The 20,094-nt window shown below is 48.3% G+C and carries 7 protein-coding genes and 3 pseudogenes; 3 read left to right on the top strand and 7 right to left on the bottom strand.

Going from position 1 to position 20,094, the window contains the following annotated elements; genetic code table 11:
- Positions 1 to 49: 49 nt before the first annotated feature.
- The 7 genes and pseudogenes from AC58UW_RS19150 to AC58UW_RS19120 form a co-directional block, all read right to left on the bottom strand.
- Positions 50 to 6,256: pseudogene (locus tag AC58UW_RS19150) on the bottom strand (amino acid adenylation domain-containing protein); the annotation flags it as partial.
- Positions 6,257 to 10,663: pseudogene (locus AC58UW_RS19145) on the bottom strand (amino acid adenylation domain-containing protein); the annotation flags it as partial.
- Positions 10,664 to 10,708: 45 nt separating this feature from the next.
- On the bottom strand, positions 10,709 to 11,323 hold the full coding sequence (locus AC58UW_RS19140) for a YqcI/YcgG family protein (protein ID WP_497422208.1): 615 nt from the start codon (positions 11,321 to 11,323) through the stop codon (positions 10,709 to 10,711).
- 118 nt (positions 11,324 to 11,441) lie between these two features.
- Positions 11,442 to 12,590, bottom strand: a complete 1,149-nt coding sequence (locus AC58UW_RS19135; protein WP_497422207.1) for a beta-methylarginine biosynthesis bifunctional aminotransferase — start codon at positions 12,588 to 12,590, stop codon at positions 11,442 to 11,444.
- Between the two features lie 5 nt (positions 12,591 to 12,595).
- Positions 12,596 to 13,618 (bottom strand): 2-ketoarginine methyltransferase, encoded by a 1,023-nt coding sequence (locus AC58UW_RS19130; protein ID WP_497422206.1) that lies wholly within the window; start codon positions 13,616 to 13,618, stop codon positions 12,596 to 12,598.
- 34 nt (positions 13,619 to 13,652) lie between these two features.
- Positions 13,653 to 14,420 carry an MBL fold metallo-hydrolase gene (locus tag AC58UW_RS19125; RefSeq protein ID WP_497422205.1) on the bottom strand — a complete coding sequence of 256 codons (768 nt, stop codon included), beginning with the start codon at positions 14,418 to 14,420 and terminating at the stop codon, positions 13,653 to 13,655.
- 279 nt (positions 14,421 to 14,699) lie between these two features.
- Entirely contained in the window at positions 14,700 to 16,424 is a 1,725-nt protein-coding gene (locus tag AC58UW_RS19120; protein WP_497422204.1) for a M20/M25/M40 family metallo-hydrolase, read from the bottom strand.
- 339 nt (positions 16,425 to 16,763) lie between these two features.
- On the opposite strand from AC58UW_RS19120, the gene AC58UW_RS19115 reads away from it, so the two are divergent.
- The 3 genes and pseudogenes from AC58UW_RS19115 to AC58UW_RS19105 all read left to right on the top strand — a co-directional run.
- Entirely contained in the window at positions 16,764 to 17,804 is a 1,041-nt protein-coding gene (locus AC58UW_RS19115) for a hypothetical protein (protein ID WP_497422203.1), read from the top strand.
- A gap of 1,096 nt (positions 17,805 to 18,900) precedes the next feature.
- Positions 18,901 to 19,431: a DUF6385 domain-containing protein gene (locus AC58UW_RS19110; RefSeq protein ID WP_497422202.1), complete on the top strand. Its 531-nt coding sequence runs from the start codon at positions 18,901 to 18,903 to the stop codon at positions 19,429 to 19,431.
- Positions 19,432 to 19,563: 132 nt separating this feature from the next.
- A pseudogene (locus tag AC58UW_RS19105) lies at positions 19,564 to 20,094 on the top strand (DUF6385 domain-containing protein); the annotation flags it as partial.

The raw sequence follows: 20,094 nt of genomic DNA, 5'->3' as shown, positions 1-20,094 counted from the left end.
GATACTCCGCTTTCGCGCTGTTGAAGTTCTGAAGGGCTTGCTGTTTCTCGAATTCTGTCAGCATGTCCATCTCTGCAATTCGTGATTTCGGCTTGCTCACTGCCGCTTCGATCAGTTGGCGGAAATGGTTAATCATCCGCGCAATGGTCTCGGCCTTGAACAGCGCCGTGCTGTATTCCAGGTTGAAGTGAATTTCTTCTGCCGCTTCCGAAGCTTCCAGCATCAAATCGAATTTGGCAATATTGTGCATCAACTCGTACGGAGCTACGCAAATGTCGGGCATCTCCAGTGCTTGCATCTCCGCATTCTGTAACACGAACATCGTGTCAAAAAGCGGATTGCGACTTATATCCCGCGACAAATCCAACTGCTCCACAAGTGCCTCGAACGGATACTCCTGATGCGCAAGCGCCTCGAGCAAGTGCTGCTTCACTTCGTCCAAGAAGGTCGCAAACGTCTTCTCGCCCGATGGATAGCTCCGCAGCGCCAGCGTGTTCACGAATATCCCCATGACCCGATCTAGGTCGACATGCGTTCTTCCAGCAATCGGCGTACCCACGATGAGGTCATCTTGTCCCGTGTATTTCGACAGCATCACGTTGTACACCGTCAAAAGCACCATATAGAGCGTCGTACCGGATTCATCTGCTAAGATTTTGATATCTTTGGTCAGCTTGGCGTCCAGTGTAAACGTCATCCGTTCGCCTTCAAATTGCTTCACCGCCGGTCTCGGGTAATCCGTTGGCAGTTGAAGCACAGGCAGATCTCCCGTGAATGCCTCCAGCCAGAATGTCTTATGCTCCTCCATCAACTTGCTGCCTTGCCGTTCTTGCTCCCAAATCGCGTAATCCTTATACTGAATCCGCAGCTCCGTCAACTCTTCTCCGGCATACAACTTCGTAAAGTCCTCGACCAATATTCCCAAAGATACGCCGTCAGAAATCATATGCGGCATGTCCAACAGGAGCAAGTGACGCTCTCCCTTTGTATCCAGCCCTATTACTTCGGCACGCAACAGCGGAGCTTTGCTTAAATCAAATGGACGAATAAAAGCTTGCACTTGTGCGTTTGCTTCGGATTCCGAGGATTGCTTCTCAGTGATTGCAAATGGCACTGAAGGATGAATCACTTGCACGGCTTCTCCCTCGGCCAGCTCAAACGAGGTACGCAGTGACTCGTGATGTGCAATCAATTGGTTCAAAGCTTGCGCCAAACGCTTACGATCCAGTTTTCCTTCTAGACGAAGCACCACCGGCATGTTGTAGCTCGTGCCGGCTCCTTCCATCTGACTTAACACATACATCCGTTTTTGCGCTGACGATACTGGATAGTACGGCCGTACCGCTGCAGGTTGAATCGCCGTGAACGCACTCGTTCCTTGCGAAATGATGACAGTCGCCATCGCTTCAAGCGTCGGATGCTGGAACACGTCCCGAAGACTCACTTCCACCTCGAACTGACGGTGGATTCGAGAGACAAGTGTCATTGCGCGAAGCGAATGACCGCCTAGATCAAAGAAGTGATCATGTACGCCTACTTGCTCAATGTGGAGAATCTCTTGCCAGAGCGCAGCTAGCTGCCGCTCCATTTCGCTGCGCGGTGCCACATAGGTAATCCCTGAAGACAGGCTGCCTTCCGGTGCCGGCAGCGCCTTGCGGTCGATTTTCCCATTCGGCGTCAGCGGCAATTTCTCAAGCTGCATAAAGTGCGCCGGAACCATATAGCTCGGCAATGTTTCGACTAAAGCTCTTCGCAATTGCGTGACTGTCAGTTTGTCTTCCGCTACCACGTACGCGCATAATTCGTTTTGTCCTTGCTCATTCTCGCGCGCGATGACAACTGCTTCCTTGGCCAGCCCCGTCTGGACGAGCTGGACCTCGATTTCCCCAAGCTCGATCCGGTAACCCCGGATTTTCACCTGATGGTCGATCCGGCCCAAGTACTCGATGTTTCCGTCGGGCAGCCATCTCGCAAGATCCCCGGTTCTGTACATCAGCTTTCCAGGGACGAATGTGTTCCCCACGAATTTCTCCGCCGTCAGTTCCGGGCGGTTCAAGTAGCCGCGCGCCAATCCTTCGCCCGCGATGCATAGCTCGCCTGCTACGCCAACGGGAAGAAGCCTTCGATTCGCATCTACGATATAAATCTGCGTATTTGCAATCGGTTGTCCGATCGATAACGTTTTCGCATCCGTTACGTCTTTCATAGTGGACCAAATCGTCGTTTCCGTTGGGCCGTACATGTTAAACAAACGAGCCGTTGTCTCGTACTGCAGAGCTCCCAGCAACGATTCGGGGAATGCTTCTCCCCCAATCAACACCGCTTGAAGCTTCTGCAACCAATCGCTGTTGCCCGCTTGGCGAAGGAGCTGCATCCGCGACGGCGTCATTTGCACGATGTCCACGTGCTGCTTCTCGATAAATTCGAGCATTGCTTTCGGGTCTTCCTGATGCTGACTGTTCATCAGCAACACTTTGGCCCCTTGGCTTAGCGGCACGAATGTTTCTAAACCGAAGATGTCAAACGAGAACGTCGTCGTCGATAGGACTGATTTCCCCCCGGCAAAATCAATCCGGTTAACCATCCCCTGAATAAAGTTGACAACCGACCGGTGTTCGATCATGACGCCCTTAGGTTGTCCAGTCGAACCGGAAGTGTAAATAACGTAAGCCAGATGGGTGGATTCAGATACCGGCGCTAAGCTCGAACCGGCTTCATCATACGATTGCTGATCATCTAGCTCGATTAACTCGCCTTCAAACGAGATCCGCTCCCGCAGCCGCCGCTGCGTCAACAGTAGCTTCGCTCCCGAATCCTTCAGCATGTAGCGAATTCGTTCCTCCGGAAACGCCGGATCGATCGGTACGTATGCGCCGCCCGCCTTCAGTATCCCCAAGAGGCCAACGATCATCTCCAGCGAACGTTCCGCTATAACACCGACGAGGTTGTTCGGCTCTACGCCTTTCGCCCGTAATACCCGCGCCAGTTGGTTCGCTCGAGCGTTCAGCTCAGAGTACGTGAGTTCCAGATCTTCGAAGACTACCGCCACTTGATCCGGCGTTTTCTCCACTTGCGCTTCGAACAGCTCATGGATCGTCGAGTCATGCGGAAACTCCGCATTCGTCGCGTTGAAGTCGACAAGAATCTGATGTTTCTCTACTGCAGTCAGCAGCTCCAGCTCCGAAATCTGGACTTCCGGCTCGCTTACCGCCGTTTCGATTAGGTGTCTGAAATGACCGATCATGCGCGATATCGTCTCAGGCTTGAACAGCGACGTGCTGTATTCCAAGCTAAAGCTGAGCTCAGATTCTACTTGAACTGCTTCCAGTTTCAAATCGAATTTTGCGATGTGATTCTCGATTTCAACTGTGGTTACGCCAAGTCCCGCCATCTCTAGTTGTTGCATCTCCGTATTTTGCAGCACGAACATCGTGTCAAACAGTGGATTACGGCTCAAATCACGAGACAAATTCAGCTTTTCCACCAATTTCTCAAATGGATATTCCTGATGTTCGAACGCCTCAAGAGTCTGTTCCTTCACTTCGTTTAAGAAAACCGCAAACGTTTTTTCTCCCGACGGATAGCTGCGCAGCGCCAGCGTACTTACGAACATCCCCATGATTCGGTCCAGATCTGCATGCGCTCGGCCCGCGATCGGCGTACCGACAATGAGATCTTCCTGTCCCGTGTACTTCGACAGCATCACATTGTAAGCGGCAAATAGCACCATATACAGCGTCGTACCGGTTTGCTTCGCAATGCGATGAATACGATCCGTCAACGCAGCGTCTAGCGTGAAAGCCATCCGATCGCCTTCAAAGCGCTGTATAGTCGGTCTTGGATAATCCGTCGGCAACTGCAGCACCGGAAGCTCGCCTGCAAACGCGTCAAGCCAGAATGACTCATGCTTCGCCATTGCCTCGCTGCTTTGACGCTCTTGCTCCCACACCGCGTAATCTTTGTACTGGATTCGCAGCTTGGGCAATGATACTCCGGCATACAGCTTTGTAAATTCTTCGACCAATATGCCCATAGAAACGCCGTCGGAAATGATATGAGGCATATCGAGCAGCAACAGGTGACTCTCATCGTCTAACTCAATTACTTTCACTCTTAACAGCGGAGCTTGGCTTAAATCGAAAGGACGAATAAAAACTTCCACCAACGCGTCCGCTTCAGCCTCCGAAGCCCTATTTACGCTGATCTCAAACGGCACCGAAGGATGAACGACTTGCACGGCTTCTCCTGCGACCAGTTCAAAGGAAGTGCGCAAGGATTCATGACGTTCGATCAATTGGTTCATCGCGTGCGACAAATAATCGCAGTCCAGCTTCCCTTCCAGGCGAAGCACGACCGGTAAGTTGTAGCTCGTGCCAGCAGCTTCCATTTGGCTTAAAACATACAACCGCTTTTGAGCCGACGATACCGGGTAAAAGGTCCGTTCCCCTGCCGGCTGAATAGCCGCATACTCGTTTGATCCCAATGACTCAATCTTCTTGGCAAGAGCATGCAGTGTTGGATGCTGGAACACATCCCGCAAACTTACTTCCACCTCGAACTGCTGATGGAGACGGGAAACAAGAGTCATTGCATTGAGCGAATGTCCGCCTAATTCGAAGAAAGAATCGAGTACACCTACCGATTCTGCGTGAAGAATCTCTTGCCAAATTGCGGCAAGCCTCTTCTCCACATCTGAGCGTGGCGCAACGTAAGTCACCCCCGTAGAAAGCTTGCCGTCCGGCTCCGGCAGCGCTTTGCGATCGATCTTGCCGTTCGGTGTCAAAGGGAGCTTCTCCAGTTGCATGAAGTGAGCCGGAATCATATAGTTCGGCAATGATTGCGAGAGCTCTCCGCGCAACTGCGCTACCGTCAACTCGCTTTCCGCCGCCACGTACGCGCACAGCTCGTTTTGTCCCCGCTCGTTCTCCCGAGAGATGACGACCGCTTCTTTTACATGCGAGACTTGCAGCAGCTGCGATTCAATTTCTCCTAGCTCGATCCGGTATCCCCGGATTTTCACTTGATGGTCGATTCGCCCCAAGTACTCAAGGTTCCCGTCTGGCAGCCATCTCGCGAGATCGCCTGTCTTGTACATCCGCTCGCCTGGCGAGAAAGGGTTCTTAACGAACTTGTCCGCAGTCAGCTCCGGACGATTCAGGTAGCCGCGCGCTAAACCTGCACCCGCGACGCAAAGCTCGCCCGCGATGCCGATCGGCTGCAGTTGGCCGTTTTCCGCTCCTACCACATACGCCTTTATATTATCGATCGGCGCGCCGATGGTGGGGACAAACCGATGGGCCTGATACCTGTACATCGTGGAATTTACGCTGTTCTCAGTAGGACCGTACTCGTTCATTAACTGAGTTCCGGCAAGCTTTTGATCACTAAGCTCGACAACCTGCTTCGTTGTTTTTTCGCCGCCGAGAGTAACGGCCTTCAGGCTTCGTCCTTCTTGGTTCTTCAGACTTTCCAAGATTGCCTGATACAAGGTAGGCACGCAAAAGAGATGAGTCGCTTGCCGCTTCTCAATGATTTCGATAATGGCAATCGGATTGTTCGTTTCCCTTACCAATATGGCGCTTGCGCCAGATAGAACCGGCGTAAAAAAGCTCGAAACAAAGCCATCGAAAGCATAGGAGAACAATTGAATCGCACGATCTGTTTCTCCGAACGCATAAGCCCGCTTGCGCCACACCAAGGTGTTTACGATAGCCCGATGCTCAATACAAACTCCTTTCGCTTTCCCAGTCGTGCCTGAGGTATAAATCACATACGCCAAATGATGTGATGCAGAGAGCGGCTCTAAATTGGTTGCATCCCCCTTGAATAAGCTGGTCTCATTTAGGTATAACCGTTCACCTGTAAATTCGCTCGGACTCATCAGATGTTGCTGTGTCAGCAAGATCTTGGCGTCGGAATCCTCCAACATGAAGTGAATTCTCTCCATTGGATATTCTGGATCAATAGGCACATACGCGCCGCCGGCTTTCATGATCGCCAGAATACCCACGCTCATCTCAAGTGAGCGCTCCAACATGATGCCGACCAGGTGATCTGACCGTACGCCCTTCTCTCGCAGCACCCTCGCGAGTTGATTCGCGCGTGCGTTCAGCTCCCGGTACGTCAGCGCCTCTTCCTCGAACACGACTGCGACATGGTCCGGCGTAATCTCCACTTGCGCCTCGAACAGCTCGTGAATTGTCTTAGCTCGAGGGTATTTCACTTCTGTCGCGTTGAAGTCGTTAAGGATTTCCATCTTCTCCGCTTCGGTCAGCAGTACCAATTCCGCCAACCGCGCCTTTGGATCATGAACGGCGGCTTCCATCAGCTGACGGAAATGGCCGATCAGCCGCTGAATTTTCTCAGCTTTGAACAACGCGGTGCTATACTCGACGCAAAAAGAAATTTCCGTTTCGGTCTCCGTCGCTTCCATCGTTAAATCGAATTTCGCAATCCGATTGTCGGTTTCATAAGGCAATATCCGCAGTCCTGGCAACTCCAACCTTTGAGTTGCCGTATTTTGCAGCACGAATACCGTGTCGAACAGCGGATTCCGGCTCGTATCCCGCTTCATATTGAGCTGCTCGAGTAACGCTTCGAACGGGTATGCCTGATGTTCAAAAGCTTCCAGCGTCTGTTGTTTGATTTCCCCGAGGAAATCCACAAACGTCTTTTCGCCCGACGGGTAGCTCCGCAGCGCCAGCGTGTTGACGAACAGACCCATGAGTCTCTCCAAATCCGCATGTTCTCTGCCCGCAACCGGAGTGCCAACAATGAGGTCTTCTTGTTCTGTGTACCTATACAACAGCGTCTTGTAAGCTGCCAGCAGAACCATATAAAGCGTTGTTCCCGACTCTTCCGCAAGTCGTCTAAGCGATTGCGTCAACTTTCTGTCAATTGTAAAAGACATCCTATCGCCTTCAAAACTGCGCACCGCCGGTCTTGCATAATCTGTCGGCAATTGCAGCACTGGCAATTCGCCAGAGAAGCGCTCCAGCCAATACGCTTCGTGCTCCTTCATCGCTTCGCTGCCTTGCCGTTCCTTCTCCCAAACCGCGTAATCCTTGTACTGGATCAATAATGCTGGAAGCTCTTCTCCGGCATACAGCTTCGTAGACTCCTCCACCAAGATCCCAATTGAAACACCGTCAGAGATAATATGCGGCATGTCAAGCAGCAGCAAATGGTTTTCTTCCGCAAGTTCGAGCAATTCTGCCCGAAGCAGCGGAACTTGCGTCAAATCGAATGGGCGCACAAAGTTTTTGATATACGCCTTCGCCTCGGCTTCCGTACAACGCTTCTCATTTAATATAAAAGCTGCTGTAGGGTGTACGATTTGTGTGACGTCTTCGCCAAAACGCATAAACATCGTCCGTAGCGATGCATGTCGCGCGATCAAACCGTTCATAGCTGCCGCCAGCCGAGCGTGATCCAGTTTCCCCTCGATTTGCAGAACGGCCGGCATGTTGTAGCTCGTGCCCGCCTCTTCCATTTGGCTGAGCACGTACATCCGTTTTTGCGCGGACGTTACCGGATAATTCGGCCGCTCTTCCGCCTGCGGAATGACCGCATACGCGCTCTTCGCCTTACCGTCGATGACCGCCGCTTGCGCTTCTAGTGTTGGAAAGCGGAATATGTCGCGCAAACTGATTTCCACCTCGAACTGCCGGTGAATGCGGGAAATAAGCGTCATCGCCCTCAGCGAATGTCCGCCCAGCTCAAAGAAGCTGTCGTTTACGCCGACCTGCGCGGCGCCAAGCAGCTCTTGCCAAATAGCGGCAAGCTGCCGCTCGGTTTCGCTGCGCGGCGCTACGTAAGCGACGCCCGTCGAAAGCTTGCCATCCGGCGCGGGGAGTGCCTTGCGGTCTAGCTTTCCGTTCGGCGTCAGCGGCAGCTTCTCCAGTTGAATGAAGTGCGTCGGAACCATATAGCTTGGCAGCGTCTTCGCGAGCGCTTCGCGCAGCTGCGCGATTGTTAGCTCGCCTTTCGCCACCACGTAAGCGCACAGTTCGTTTTGCCCTTGAATATTCTCGCGAGCCACGACAATCGCTTCCTGCACAAGCTCCGCCTGCAGCAGCTGCGCTTCGATCTCCCCAAGCTCGATCCGATAGCCACGGATTTTCACTTGGTGGTCGATCCGGCCTAAGTACTCGATGTTGCCATCCGGTAGCCATCTCGCAAGATCACCGGTTTTGTACATCCGCTCACTGGCTGCGAATGGGTTGGATACGAATTTCTCCGCCGTGAGTTCCGGACGGTTCAAGTACCCGTGTGCCAAACCATCTCCCGCGATGCACAGTTCGCCCGCTATCCCTACGGGTAGCAGTCTGTGGTATGCATCCAGGATATACATTTGCGTATTCGCGATCGGTTGCCCGATCGATAACGTCGAATCCTCCGTCACGTCTTTCATAGACGACCATATCGTTGTTTCCGTTGGACCGTACATGTTATACAAACGTGCCGACGTCTCGTTTTGCAAGGCTCCCAACAGCGTTTCAGGGAATGCTTCTCCCCCGATCAGTACGGCTTGAATCTGCCGCATCCAGGCGCTATCTCCTGCTTGGCGAAGAAGCTGCATCCTCGACGGCGTCATTTGCACGATGTCCACATGCTGCTTCGCGATGAACTCGATCATCGTATTCGGATTATCCTGTTGCTCGCTGCTCGTTAGCACCACTTTGGCCCCTTGGCTAAGCGGCACGAACGTTTCCAGTCCGAAGATGTCAAACGAGAACATCGTCATCGAAAGCACCGACTTCCCGCCGGCAAAATCTATCCGATCCGTCATTCCCTGAATAAAGTTGACGACCGAACGGTGTTCGATCATGACACCTTTCGGTTGTCCCGTTGAACCGGAAGTATAGATAACGTAAGCCAAATCGGTTGCCGTAGATACAGGCTCTAAGCGCGAACCATCTGCATCGTACGATTGCTGATCATCCAGATCAATCGATTCGCCTTCGAACGAAATCATCTCCTGAAGTCGCCTCTGCGTGAGCAGCAGCTTCGCTCCCGAATCCTGCAGCATGTAGCGAATCCGTTCCATTGGTAACGACGGATCGATCGGCACGTACGCGCCGCCCGCTTTCAAGACTGCTAAGATGGCGATTATCATTTCCGGTGAGCGCTCCATCATCAAGCCTACGAGCTCATTCTGTCGCACGCCCTTACGACGTAGAAGACGCGCGAGTCGATTCGTCCGCGTGTCAAGCTCTCTGTATGTAAGTGTTTGCTCTTCAAAAACGACCGCTACGTTAACCGGCGCCTTCTCTACCTGCGCTTCGAACAAATCATGGATCGTTTTATCACGCGGATAATCCACTCTCGTTGCGTTGAAATCACCCAGGATATGCGCTTTCTCAACCGTTGGTACGAATTCCAATTCCACTAGATTCTTCTCTTCGTTCAATAAGGAGTCGCATAAGATCGTCTGAAGACAGGCTAGAATTCTGCGAGCTTCTTCTTTGGAGAACAGAGCTTGCAAGTAATCCATATGGATCAGGATGGCTCCCGTTGGAATGTTATGTTCGACGTGAAACATAAGCTCGTTCGTTTCCGCACCATTAAAGAGCCAGTCATATTGCAGGCTATTATTTAGAATCGGACGATACTCGAAGGAAACGCCAAAAAACCTATCAAACTCGGGATCCCTTTCTCGAATATCGTTAACGAGCAAATTAAAAGGATACTTCTGATGACGAAGCGCTGCCGCCTGCTGTTTGACGACTTGCGATATAAAAGTAAGGACGTCGAGTTCAGGATCTATTTTCATCCGCAAGGCCGTCGTGCTCACAGTCATTCCCAACAATTCTTTGGCGGCTTTGCTGGTGCGATTGGCGAAAGAGTTGCCGATGACGATGTCGTCAAGGGAAGTCAACCGATGCAACGTTAAATACAAGGCAGATAAAAAAATAGAGGGCGGGCTCATCGCATGCTTCGAGCTAAACCCTTGAATTAATCCCTCTAATCGGCTGTCCAAGTATAAGGTTTCGCGGTCTGCGCGCGTACTAATTTCATACGTTTGATAGTGCTTCAGCCCTGGCCATGCCGGCGGTGCATGAAATTGCTCATTCCAATACAATTTATCTTTCTCGAATCTCGTCGAAGCTAAATAGAGCTCTTCCTCTTGAAGGTAATCCAAATAAGAAAATCCGGCCTCCACCGTTACGATTTCTTCGTTAGCGATAAATTTCGGATATAGACTCATGACTTGTTGGCAAAGTGAATTCACTGAAACCCCGTCGAGAATTGAGTGATGGAATTTCAAGTAGAGCCTTCCCTCGGATGCACCCTTCCGAAGAAATGCGGCATAAAACAAAGGAGAGTCAAACAGCTCGAAAGGCTTTCGGGTCTGTTGCTCTTCCCACGCGTGCATGGCGTCCGGAGCATGGTTAAAATCGACGATATCGATAGCATGCTCCGCAAACGGAACGATATATTGTTTAGGCTCTTCTCCCAGCTGGGCGACCATACGGATTCGAAGAGCATCGTTTTGCGAAACCAGATGATTGACGACTCGATTAAGGACTCGCTCATCCACTTCGCCTTCAAAATCCGCTGCCCCGGCTAAATTGCAAACACTCGTTCCGGGATACAGCGCTTCCGTATACATAATCCTTTTTTGAGCATGAGAAAGTGGTAGTAATGGCGTATTTAACATGCTAGTCTCCCTGAGTCCGTATTTCTTGCCTATGTCTATTGAAAATTAAGTGTTTTGATGGAAAGGGCAGCCCTTCACTTCAGCTTCGTTGGTGTCCGGAATAAAATATTGCATCCAGGACCTATTTTTCGAATCCCCGTATGTTCCCAATAGAGGAAACGGAGCGATTGGATCATACTTTTTCAGCAAGCTTCTAACGTACATAATTTGTTGCTGCGTAACCTCTTCGAACACCCATCTTGGCTGAAAGGTCAGCATAAAGGTTTGCGATCTTCTACTCCTGCGCAATTGATGAGCAGGCGTATTGCAAACGACGAATATCGGCTCTCCTTCAAACGAAAATTCCCATTTCGGATCATTTGGATCGGCCGGTATTTGCTCCGGCCATTTCTTTGGATCAAGTTCATGAAGCCGGTTAAGGAGCCTCCAAAATAGACTTTCATAGTCCCCGATCGCTTTGGTTTTATCGATATTGAAGAAAGCAGCGAAAGACGTATAAGGGCCGAGTCCGCGTCCGATTTTCACGTATTCGCTCAATGCCTCGCCTAATTGCCGAATGGAACCTTCTTCCGTGTCTTCCAAGAAGGTATATCTCATTTGATTTTTAGCAAATCCCGTCGCACCAAATACACAAGGAAACGCCGGTGATTCGCTCCTCATATCGGCCTCGAAAAATTGGAAAACCTCTTTCCTCCAATCCGATTCCTCGAATGCTAATATTTCGCTGTTTTGCAACATGTTTATCCCTTCACTTCTTCGTTATTTTAATGGAATGAGATCATGCAAATACATGGTTATTTTGAAATTGCTTAAGCCCTTCGGAAAGAAGCCTCATTGCGTCCCTTGTTGCCTCGACCGGATAAACAATCGGTATTCGGATATAGGAGCCGCTGCCGCCATGGTAATTACTGATTGTCGTAATGGCCAGATTGCAGTTGACAAGAAGGTAATCCGCGAATAAATCCACATCGTCCACCGGGAATTTAACGTAATACTGCGTACTTCCTCGAGGAACGGCATACTGAATATCGCTGAATAAGGGCAGCAATCGCTCAACTTCTTTTTTGCGCTGATTGATGCTTTCCAGCAGTTCACGATTGCCATGTTCGATCAGGAGCTGCGCTCTCTTCTGAGAAATACCGCTAATTGCTACGCACTCCTGTTCCAAGAGCCCGGCTAGCGGTTTGATGTTTTCCCGATCCGACACGATCCAGCCGATTCGCAAGCCCGGTGAGCCGTAATTTTTGGACATCGAATGAACCGAGTACACGTTTCTCCAATCCGATCCTTGACTTAATGGAGAATTCGTCTTCGCCCCACCGAAGGTGATCGTATCGTAAATCATATCGCAAATCAGCTTGATGCCTTTGTCATTAACGAGCTTCAAAATTCGGGAGATCGCGCCTTCCGACAGGATGTCCCCCGTTGGATTGTGGGGGGTATTGATATATATCAAACGAACGTCGGCATGATCGAATTCCCGCGCTAGCCTTTCGATATCGACCTCTCCCTGTTCGGTTGAAAAATAGATGATGCGGAAACCGTATTTCTCCAATATGGACCCGATGCTTCCTAATATTGGACCTTGGCACAGGGCAACCGCATTGGGTCGATACAATAAACGGAAAATGAGGGAGACAGCGTGAAGAGCACCGTTCGTTACCATCATCTGTTCTTCATTCGGAGAAATGCCGTACATCGTTTGTTCACGCCAGCGAATCGCGTCCAAAAGAAAATCATAGCCTTCGCATGGAGCGTACCTTTTAACGAATGGGAAATTGTCATACTCCTCAATAGCTGGGGGCTTGTCCCATTGAGGTACGTTTTCTACCCAGACATTCCAATTCCGATCCGGATGGAGACTAACGTACTTTAGTCGCTGCTGCAGTAAAGTAAACGGGCTGGAAGACGTGGTGACGCGTTGCATGATCGTCATTTCTCCTTCGTGATAAGGTATCCGATCGTCAAATCGGTTGAATCGACGTCGTGGTCGACTCTTTCTTTGGCTTTGACCTTAAAGTTCAGTTTCTCGAACAAATCGTCCCAATATTTTTCTTTCGCAAGCAGTTGATTCGTAAAATAGTGAAGGAGATAATACGGATTGTAGTAAGCCGATGCATAGCCTTCGTCCATTTTTTTCGCATCGTCGATAAGGTCGTCTACTTCGATGATGATGATATTGATGTCCGGGAATCGGTCCGTAATTTGATTGAGGAAGCTGATGACGCCCTCTTCGCCGCTCTGACCGAGAATTTCATGCAAGACGAAGCCCAGTACCATAAAATCCGGTTTAAAATCGAAGTCGCGATTCAAAAAATCGTAAGCCGAGCTTTGCATTAATTGAATCCGGTCTTCAAGGCCGTATTTGGCCACCAATTTCACCGCTTCGGAATAACCGCCTTCGCTCGGCTCGATGCCATACGCTTTGATATCCGGGAAAATCGTACAAAACTCAACCAAATAACGACCGTTTCCGCACCCCAAATCCAACAATTTCTTCTTCTCACCGGTGATTTGTGTCATCAACTTTTGCGTTAATGGAATCGCGTCGTAATGGCTGATATCGCAGCTTCCTACCCCGACTTGCATCAAATTGCGCGTTGCCCAGCCCGAATTCGCCTTCAATTTGGGACCCATCTGTAGAAAAGTTTCTGCATACCCGCCGATCAGCATAATGTACCAACCGCGGAAATCCCCGATTTCGATCCCCTTCGGGCTCAATTGATAATGATCGTTCGTCTCCAGGATCATATCTTCGTTTTTCAGATACTTCAAAAATCCCCGCAACTTTTTTTCATCGAGTTCAAGATCTTTCGTCAGTTGAGCAACCGAAACCGGACCTTGTTTCAGAAGAACGTCGTAAATGCCCGTTTCAAATAGATGATAAATACTGACGGCCAAGCTAAAATAACGAATAGGTTGTATTGCTTCTATTAACCGAGTTTCTGTTGTCATTATCCTAATCCACCCTTTGATTTTTTTACTGAGCCTAAACAAAACTGTGCGTGAGCGTTTGATTTTTTCTCATTCGGAAATGGACAAAATCCTCTTTTTCCAACTGAAAATAAATGTTATGCGTGAATAAGCGGCTCAGGGGTTGTCCAAGCGGTTCCCCAAAAGAATGACCCGGATGAACACAAATGTTGGATGAGAGCATCTTCTTCAATCTCTGCACGCTATCGAAAAGCTGATAGGGGTCAGCTCCTTTAGAATCACAACCGCCGCAACCCTCAATAAAAAGGGTATCGCCGGTAAAAATATCACGCTTCAGTAAAAAACAAGCACTTCCCGCTGTATGTCCAGGAGTTAATAAGCATGTGATGACCGTAGAACCAAGTTGAATTCGGTCGCCATCCGCAAAACAATGTAATGACGCACTTTCGAAACTGTAATACTCTTTTTCAACCTGAGATAAATACACTTGTGGTTCATATTGTCCCACAAGCAAATCAACTGCATTCACATGATCCTCATGGGAATGAGTCAATAAAATATAGTGCAACTCAACATCAAGTTCATGAATTAACTGATTAATTTTGTCTATTTCCCATGCAGGATCAACCATTGCCGCAGTGCGGGTTGACTTGTCCACAATCACATAACAGTAATTGATGGATTCCTCGCCCTTAACCTTCAACCGATGAACTTCATAAAGTGGATCCACAGCTAATTCCCTCTCCAAATTACCCGTATTTACTCCGTTAATGGACGAAAAAGTTCCTCCTACTAATCCAGTTCCAGTACGAATTTTCGACAATTTTCAATTCATAGGATACATCTTACTCCTTCGTTCTATGCGAAGTAAAACTCATTTCTGGAGATATTTAACGCGAAAAACGATAAATTCCATCTTGTAAGCGCATAATTCCACACATTGCATAAACAGGGATGGTCGGCGCTAATCGGTTTGCATGTTTACACGTTATTTCTGCCTGCGAGGACTCTCGGATTAGAACACAAAAAAGCACCCCCGCCGCTCAGCGATTAGGTGCTTATCGTTATATGGAAATTATTAGGTGCGATTCCTGCAGCATGTTTACTGGAACGCTTGATACGCGCCTGCGCCGATTAACAGAACTATGACAACCGATGCGAGCAGTATCAAAATTCTGGGTAATCCGATAATTCGTTTGTTGACGGGATGAATCATGGGGAGAAGAAACGAAAGCAATAGTGCCCCCACAACATTCAACGTCGGATTGAGACCAATAAACAGAAGATAGAACACCGTTGTAAACAAAATGATGGGTAAAATCACGGCGATAACACTAACGATTGGCTTGTTTAACACAGCAATAGGATCAGCCTTTGTGAGCGCATATCCGATAACGACAGTGTGAACGAGCAAAGGCAGGGTCATCAAATAACTTGCGCCAGGCAAGAATAGGAGTGAACTAAGGAGCAAAAGAATGAAAAATAACATACCTGTCAGCATGATTTCCATGTCGTTTGTTTTTTTTCGGAATAACTTAAAGAGCAGTGCATTGATGATCATAGTAAACAGCAAGAAGCTGAAATCATACTTTTTAGAGTCGAACGCGTACCCCGTGTTAAGCACCATCCGATCTGCCCATAGCGCAAAAATCCCATAACATAGCGCATACGAAATTGCGACAGAGCCGACGATGCACAATATGGTCATTAGCACACTGCTGCTAATTCCTTTCAGACGTACGATGCCTTTTTTGAAAGAAGCGATCAAAAGCCCGATAAACAATACAATAAGTAAAACGAATAACGGCAAGTCAAACGATTTAGGATAATGGATCAGTTTTCCAAAAACACTGAAGTAAATTTCATCATCCGCACGCAAATCACTTAAATCCATGTTCCCAAATTGCCTTGCTACGGCTAACGCATTCTCTCCCTGATGCTGGAACGATGACATGCCAACATGATTCAGGTCATCTTCCTTGGAATGGTATTTATCCCAACCGTCAATGTAAGCGTAATTAAAACCAGGTATTCCAGCTCGTAAGGAAATCGTAAAATCCGTGTAGTTCGGTAATATTTTATATACATCGCCCATAAAAGAGTTGGAAAGTACGTTCGGCGGGGAAGCCTTCGCGAGTTCCCGAATCAGCTTGCCGTTACCGTCGCTCGTTTGAAACATCATCGAGGAACCGCCCGAACCTCGCGCTTCAAAATTGGCGACGAATCCGATTTTTTGTTTATGTTCGCCGTTGCCCCAAAAGTTTTTCGCGCCTAACGATCCTTCTTCCTCACCATCGGTCAACACGAACCAGATATCATTTTTCAGGGGTCCCCCCGCTTTTAGCACCCGCGCGGTTTCAAGCAAAGCGGCGACCGCGGTCCCATCGTCATTGGCTCCGGGACCTTCAGGTACTGAATCGTAATGGGCAGTCAGCATAACGGCTTTGCCGTTTTCCGTCCCTTTCAAAATACCAACGATATTCGACAACTCGATTTCGTTTTCGCCCGATCCTAAGTCAACTGTTTCTTTGAATGCCTCTACTTTAGGGTTTAATCCAAGAGTTTCCATTTGTTTGACTAGATATTCTCTAACCTTTTCTTGTGCTGGAGATCCGGACGGATGAACTTCCGACGCAATCATTTGAAGATGAGTCATCGCCCGTTCTGCTGAAAAATCCTGCTCGGATGCAGTGCTTGCTTTCGGTGCTGGCGGTCGCTGTAACAATAATGTCAGGGAAACTAGAACGATAAGGCAAGCAAATGCAAGCAACATGTTGATTCCTGAATGCAGGCGATGACGAGATTTGTCGGCAACTTCTTTATTCATGTTGAATAACTCCTTCTGGCTCACATTCTGCCATATGCGTTCCATAGTAAAGTACACGAACGTACTGACTTCAATATTCACTTACAAGGCTGAAGCAACGCTTAGTATTATCATTGGTGATCGGATTTATAATGATTAAGTCCCCGTATTTCCAATCCTTCATAATGGACAAATGTCCAGCACTAACACCGGAATTGTTAATACTAGACATGGAGATTTATGGTATGGTTGCAAAAAAATCCATTTCCTAACGCAACAATTTACTCAACTTTTGAGTCTATATTTACAACATTAGGCAATAGAAGGTGGAAAAAGTATAATACATGAGGTGAAACCCCAATGAAGAGATTTGGTCGCCAAAAATTCTTAGCTCTCACTACTGTTGCAGCAATTTTGCTATCGTATCCGCTATCTTCGTCAGTCGCTTACGCTGCAGTTAATTCCAAAGTCAGCCTTCCCACTTACGGCAATTTGCAGGCAAATGCAGGATTGCTCCCGCATAAACAATTTGTCCCGCCCAAAGTGCCAGCGGTCATCACCTTATTCGAACAGACGCCGCTCTATTCCACACCTGACGATTCGCGCAAACCATTAGCGGCACTTACTCCTCAAGATGTGACTTCGGTCGATGCAGAGCAAGCATGGTACACCAAGCAGCGTGGTGACAAGGTATGGATCAAAATCAAAACCACGTGGGCAGGTGATCTCTGGATGCACCTGGACTATGACAAGATTGGCGTCGTCAAGCCGCTCGATACGAACATTACACTGACCTGGGAGGCCGCTCTCTATAAGCAACCATCCCTATCTACGATGACAGATGTCGTGCTCGCTCCGCAAACGGTTCATGCGAATGCCGTATTCGAATCACCTGTCTCGTACTTGTCCAACTCCTATCGAATTGAGACCTCGTGGTTAGGGGATATGTGGGTTGTCTCTCAGCCTCGGATGCTAATAGATATGGAAATTTTGAATCAGGAGATGGATCTGCCGACAGAAACCTTGTACATGGAGGATTATGATACGTCGAGTCGTTTGCAACGTCCCTCGGATGCCAAGCTGATTCCACCGCAGAAGGTATTTGCCTTGGAAAAAACACAGAATGGAATTTACCATGTTCGGTCTCAGGATGGCAAGACATTTTGGGTTGAGCCGAATTTCTCACAACCTGTAGGTGCCGAGCCTATCAATGAACGGCTCAATCTATTGAAGGACGTGAGGCTCTATCTGTTTCCAACGATGCCTTTCCCATCCTTCGGGGTACTATCGGCTCAAACCGTAGATGCATTTGAACGATGGACCGATCCGCAAAACGAACGGTGGTACCATATTCATACCTGGGCCGGAGATATGTGGGTGCAACCGGATATGCCGCTATAATAAAAGTTTTTGATATGCTCCTGTCACTACCACATACACTCCACAACAAAATATGCTTTAATAAAACGAAGGAGCGTGATACCGAGGACATTAAATCGTTTTTATATCCTTAGAACGTAGTGACACTTCAATATTCACTTACAAAGCTGATTAAGCACTTCACTTCCCCGACCTTATTAAAAGGTCGGGTTTCTGCTTTTTGGATTAGGTTTTACTCGGTTTTGGAATATTCGAAAAGATATATCTGTTAGTATTGTCACTGGTGGTCAGATTTATGATTCTTGGACAGAGTGAAGATACATGGAAAGGCGGCATGTTGTTCAACTCATTGGGATTCGGGCAAGATATTGGTCAGTAATTACAAGTAAAAAAGTAAATCGCTGCTTCCACAATGGCTCGGCTTTCACTCCCCATTTGTTCTATCCTGTTGTTTTACTGGTCCTTCCCCACCGTCACGTCCGCATCCCCCTTTCAAAATCGTTCTTAGCTTCCATACAATTTCCGCCCTCATAGACATTAACAATATAGGCAATCAAATACTAGTCAATCTGAATACTTCGATACAATTAGGTTGATTTGTGTCGCTAGACAGCAATGGAGGCACTTTGTAATCTAGTGAACGTAAGAATACTAAGTTGTTGTGAACATAAGGTACTTTTTGAGGCATTCTGGAAAAGAAGAAACATTTGGAACATTTATTCAACGCTGTATTTAGTGTCACTCACTATATTCCTTTAATTTTGCACAAAAAAACAATAAGATTTCCTGCTCCTTTTTGTAAATCCTTAGCCCCAATGTGAGTGCAAGCGAACAACAGATCAAAATAACAAAGAGCCGTTAGGTGTAAACAGCGCCACAAGATCACCTTTTGTTATCCTCCTTTGACATAATGGCACAGTTATTCGTTCGCAGCGCTTCTACAGACAGCGGTTACTCCGGCTGATCTCTGCTTACCCGTTAACGACAGCCGTTTCGTCCGGCGTCATACGACTCCTCACAGGGGTTAAATAATCCTAACGTATACCATCATTAGCCGTTCCTACTGTATCTTTTAGGTTCATATACTGCTTAAGCAGGCATTCTTGGAGGAATGACAATGACAAAAAAAAACAAGTCAAACAAGGAAGTGAGCCGATTATCATGCTGTTGCAAAAAAAAGAGAAAATTAAAAAAGAGCAGGAAGTCTCTACGGCGAAAACGGCGCGAAGTTATCATATTTGGTCTCAATAGGAACCAAGTTAATCCGATAAGAACCAATAAACAAGGCGTACTGCAGGTCAGTGTAGTAGAACCGCCATCATCTCGAAAATTTCATGAAGAAATATTTCCCGATACACATGCCGATCAACAATGGACTTATCTCCCCACTCAGGAGACAGCTATGCTAACTACTTATTCCTACGCGGTAATAAACAGGAGCAGCAATCCTGTTTTGGTTCGCGTGGAAATTAGCCCGGATAGCAAGCATTTTACACTCGACCGCGAGGATACCGTAAATCCTGAAAGTGTATCGGCAATCGTACCGACGAAATTTTTAAAGTTTACTCGGATTGCGGTACGTACTAGTTTGAAAGAAGCTGGGAATGTGCGATTGGATATTTACTTCCAGGCGCAGTCAATAACATGATGATTCTTATTAATGGTTTGCATTAACCGGCCTGCCCTATTTATATAAGTCTGGTATTAGTACAGGCAATGTTTATAGATTCGTCATACTATGAACCGTACTAAAACAACTTAAATAGGAAGGTGATATAACATGCCAAACTTTGCAGCATTCAATACAGATCCTGATGATCTGCGAACACTCATTTTTGGTAAAGACGGAACAACAACCCTGCCGATAGCCGTCGACTCCAACGGTCAATTATTGATTGGGGGAGTTACGATCACAGCTGGTACGATCACGGCTGTGGAAAGCGCGACGATTGCCGGCGGTACGCTGAATGCGTTGCTTGGCGCAACGATCACAACTGGTACTCTGGCTGCGATTCTTGGTACCACGATCACTGCAGGTACGATCACTGCTGTACAAAGCGCGACGATTGCCGGCGGTACGCTTGGCGCGTTGCTTGGTGCAACGATCACAACCGGTACTCTGGCTGCCGTCCTTGGAACGACCGTCACAGCAGGTACACTGACGGCTGTGGAAAGCGCGACGATTGCCGGTGGTACGCTAAATGCGCTACTTGGCGCAACGATCACAACCGGTACTCTGGCTGCCGTCCTTGGAACAACCATCACTGCTGGTACACTCACGGCTGTGGAAAGCGCGACGATTGCCGGCGGT

The sequence above is a fragment of the Paenibacillus sp. J22R160 genome (genome assembly GCF_059692135.1).
Note: the sequence above shows the minus strand (reverse complement) of the source record. Positions and strands in the feature narration are given on the sequence as shown.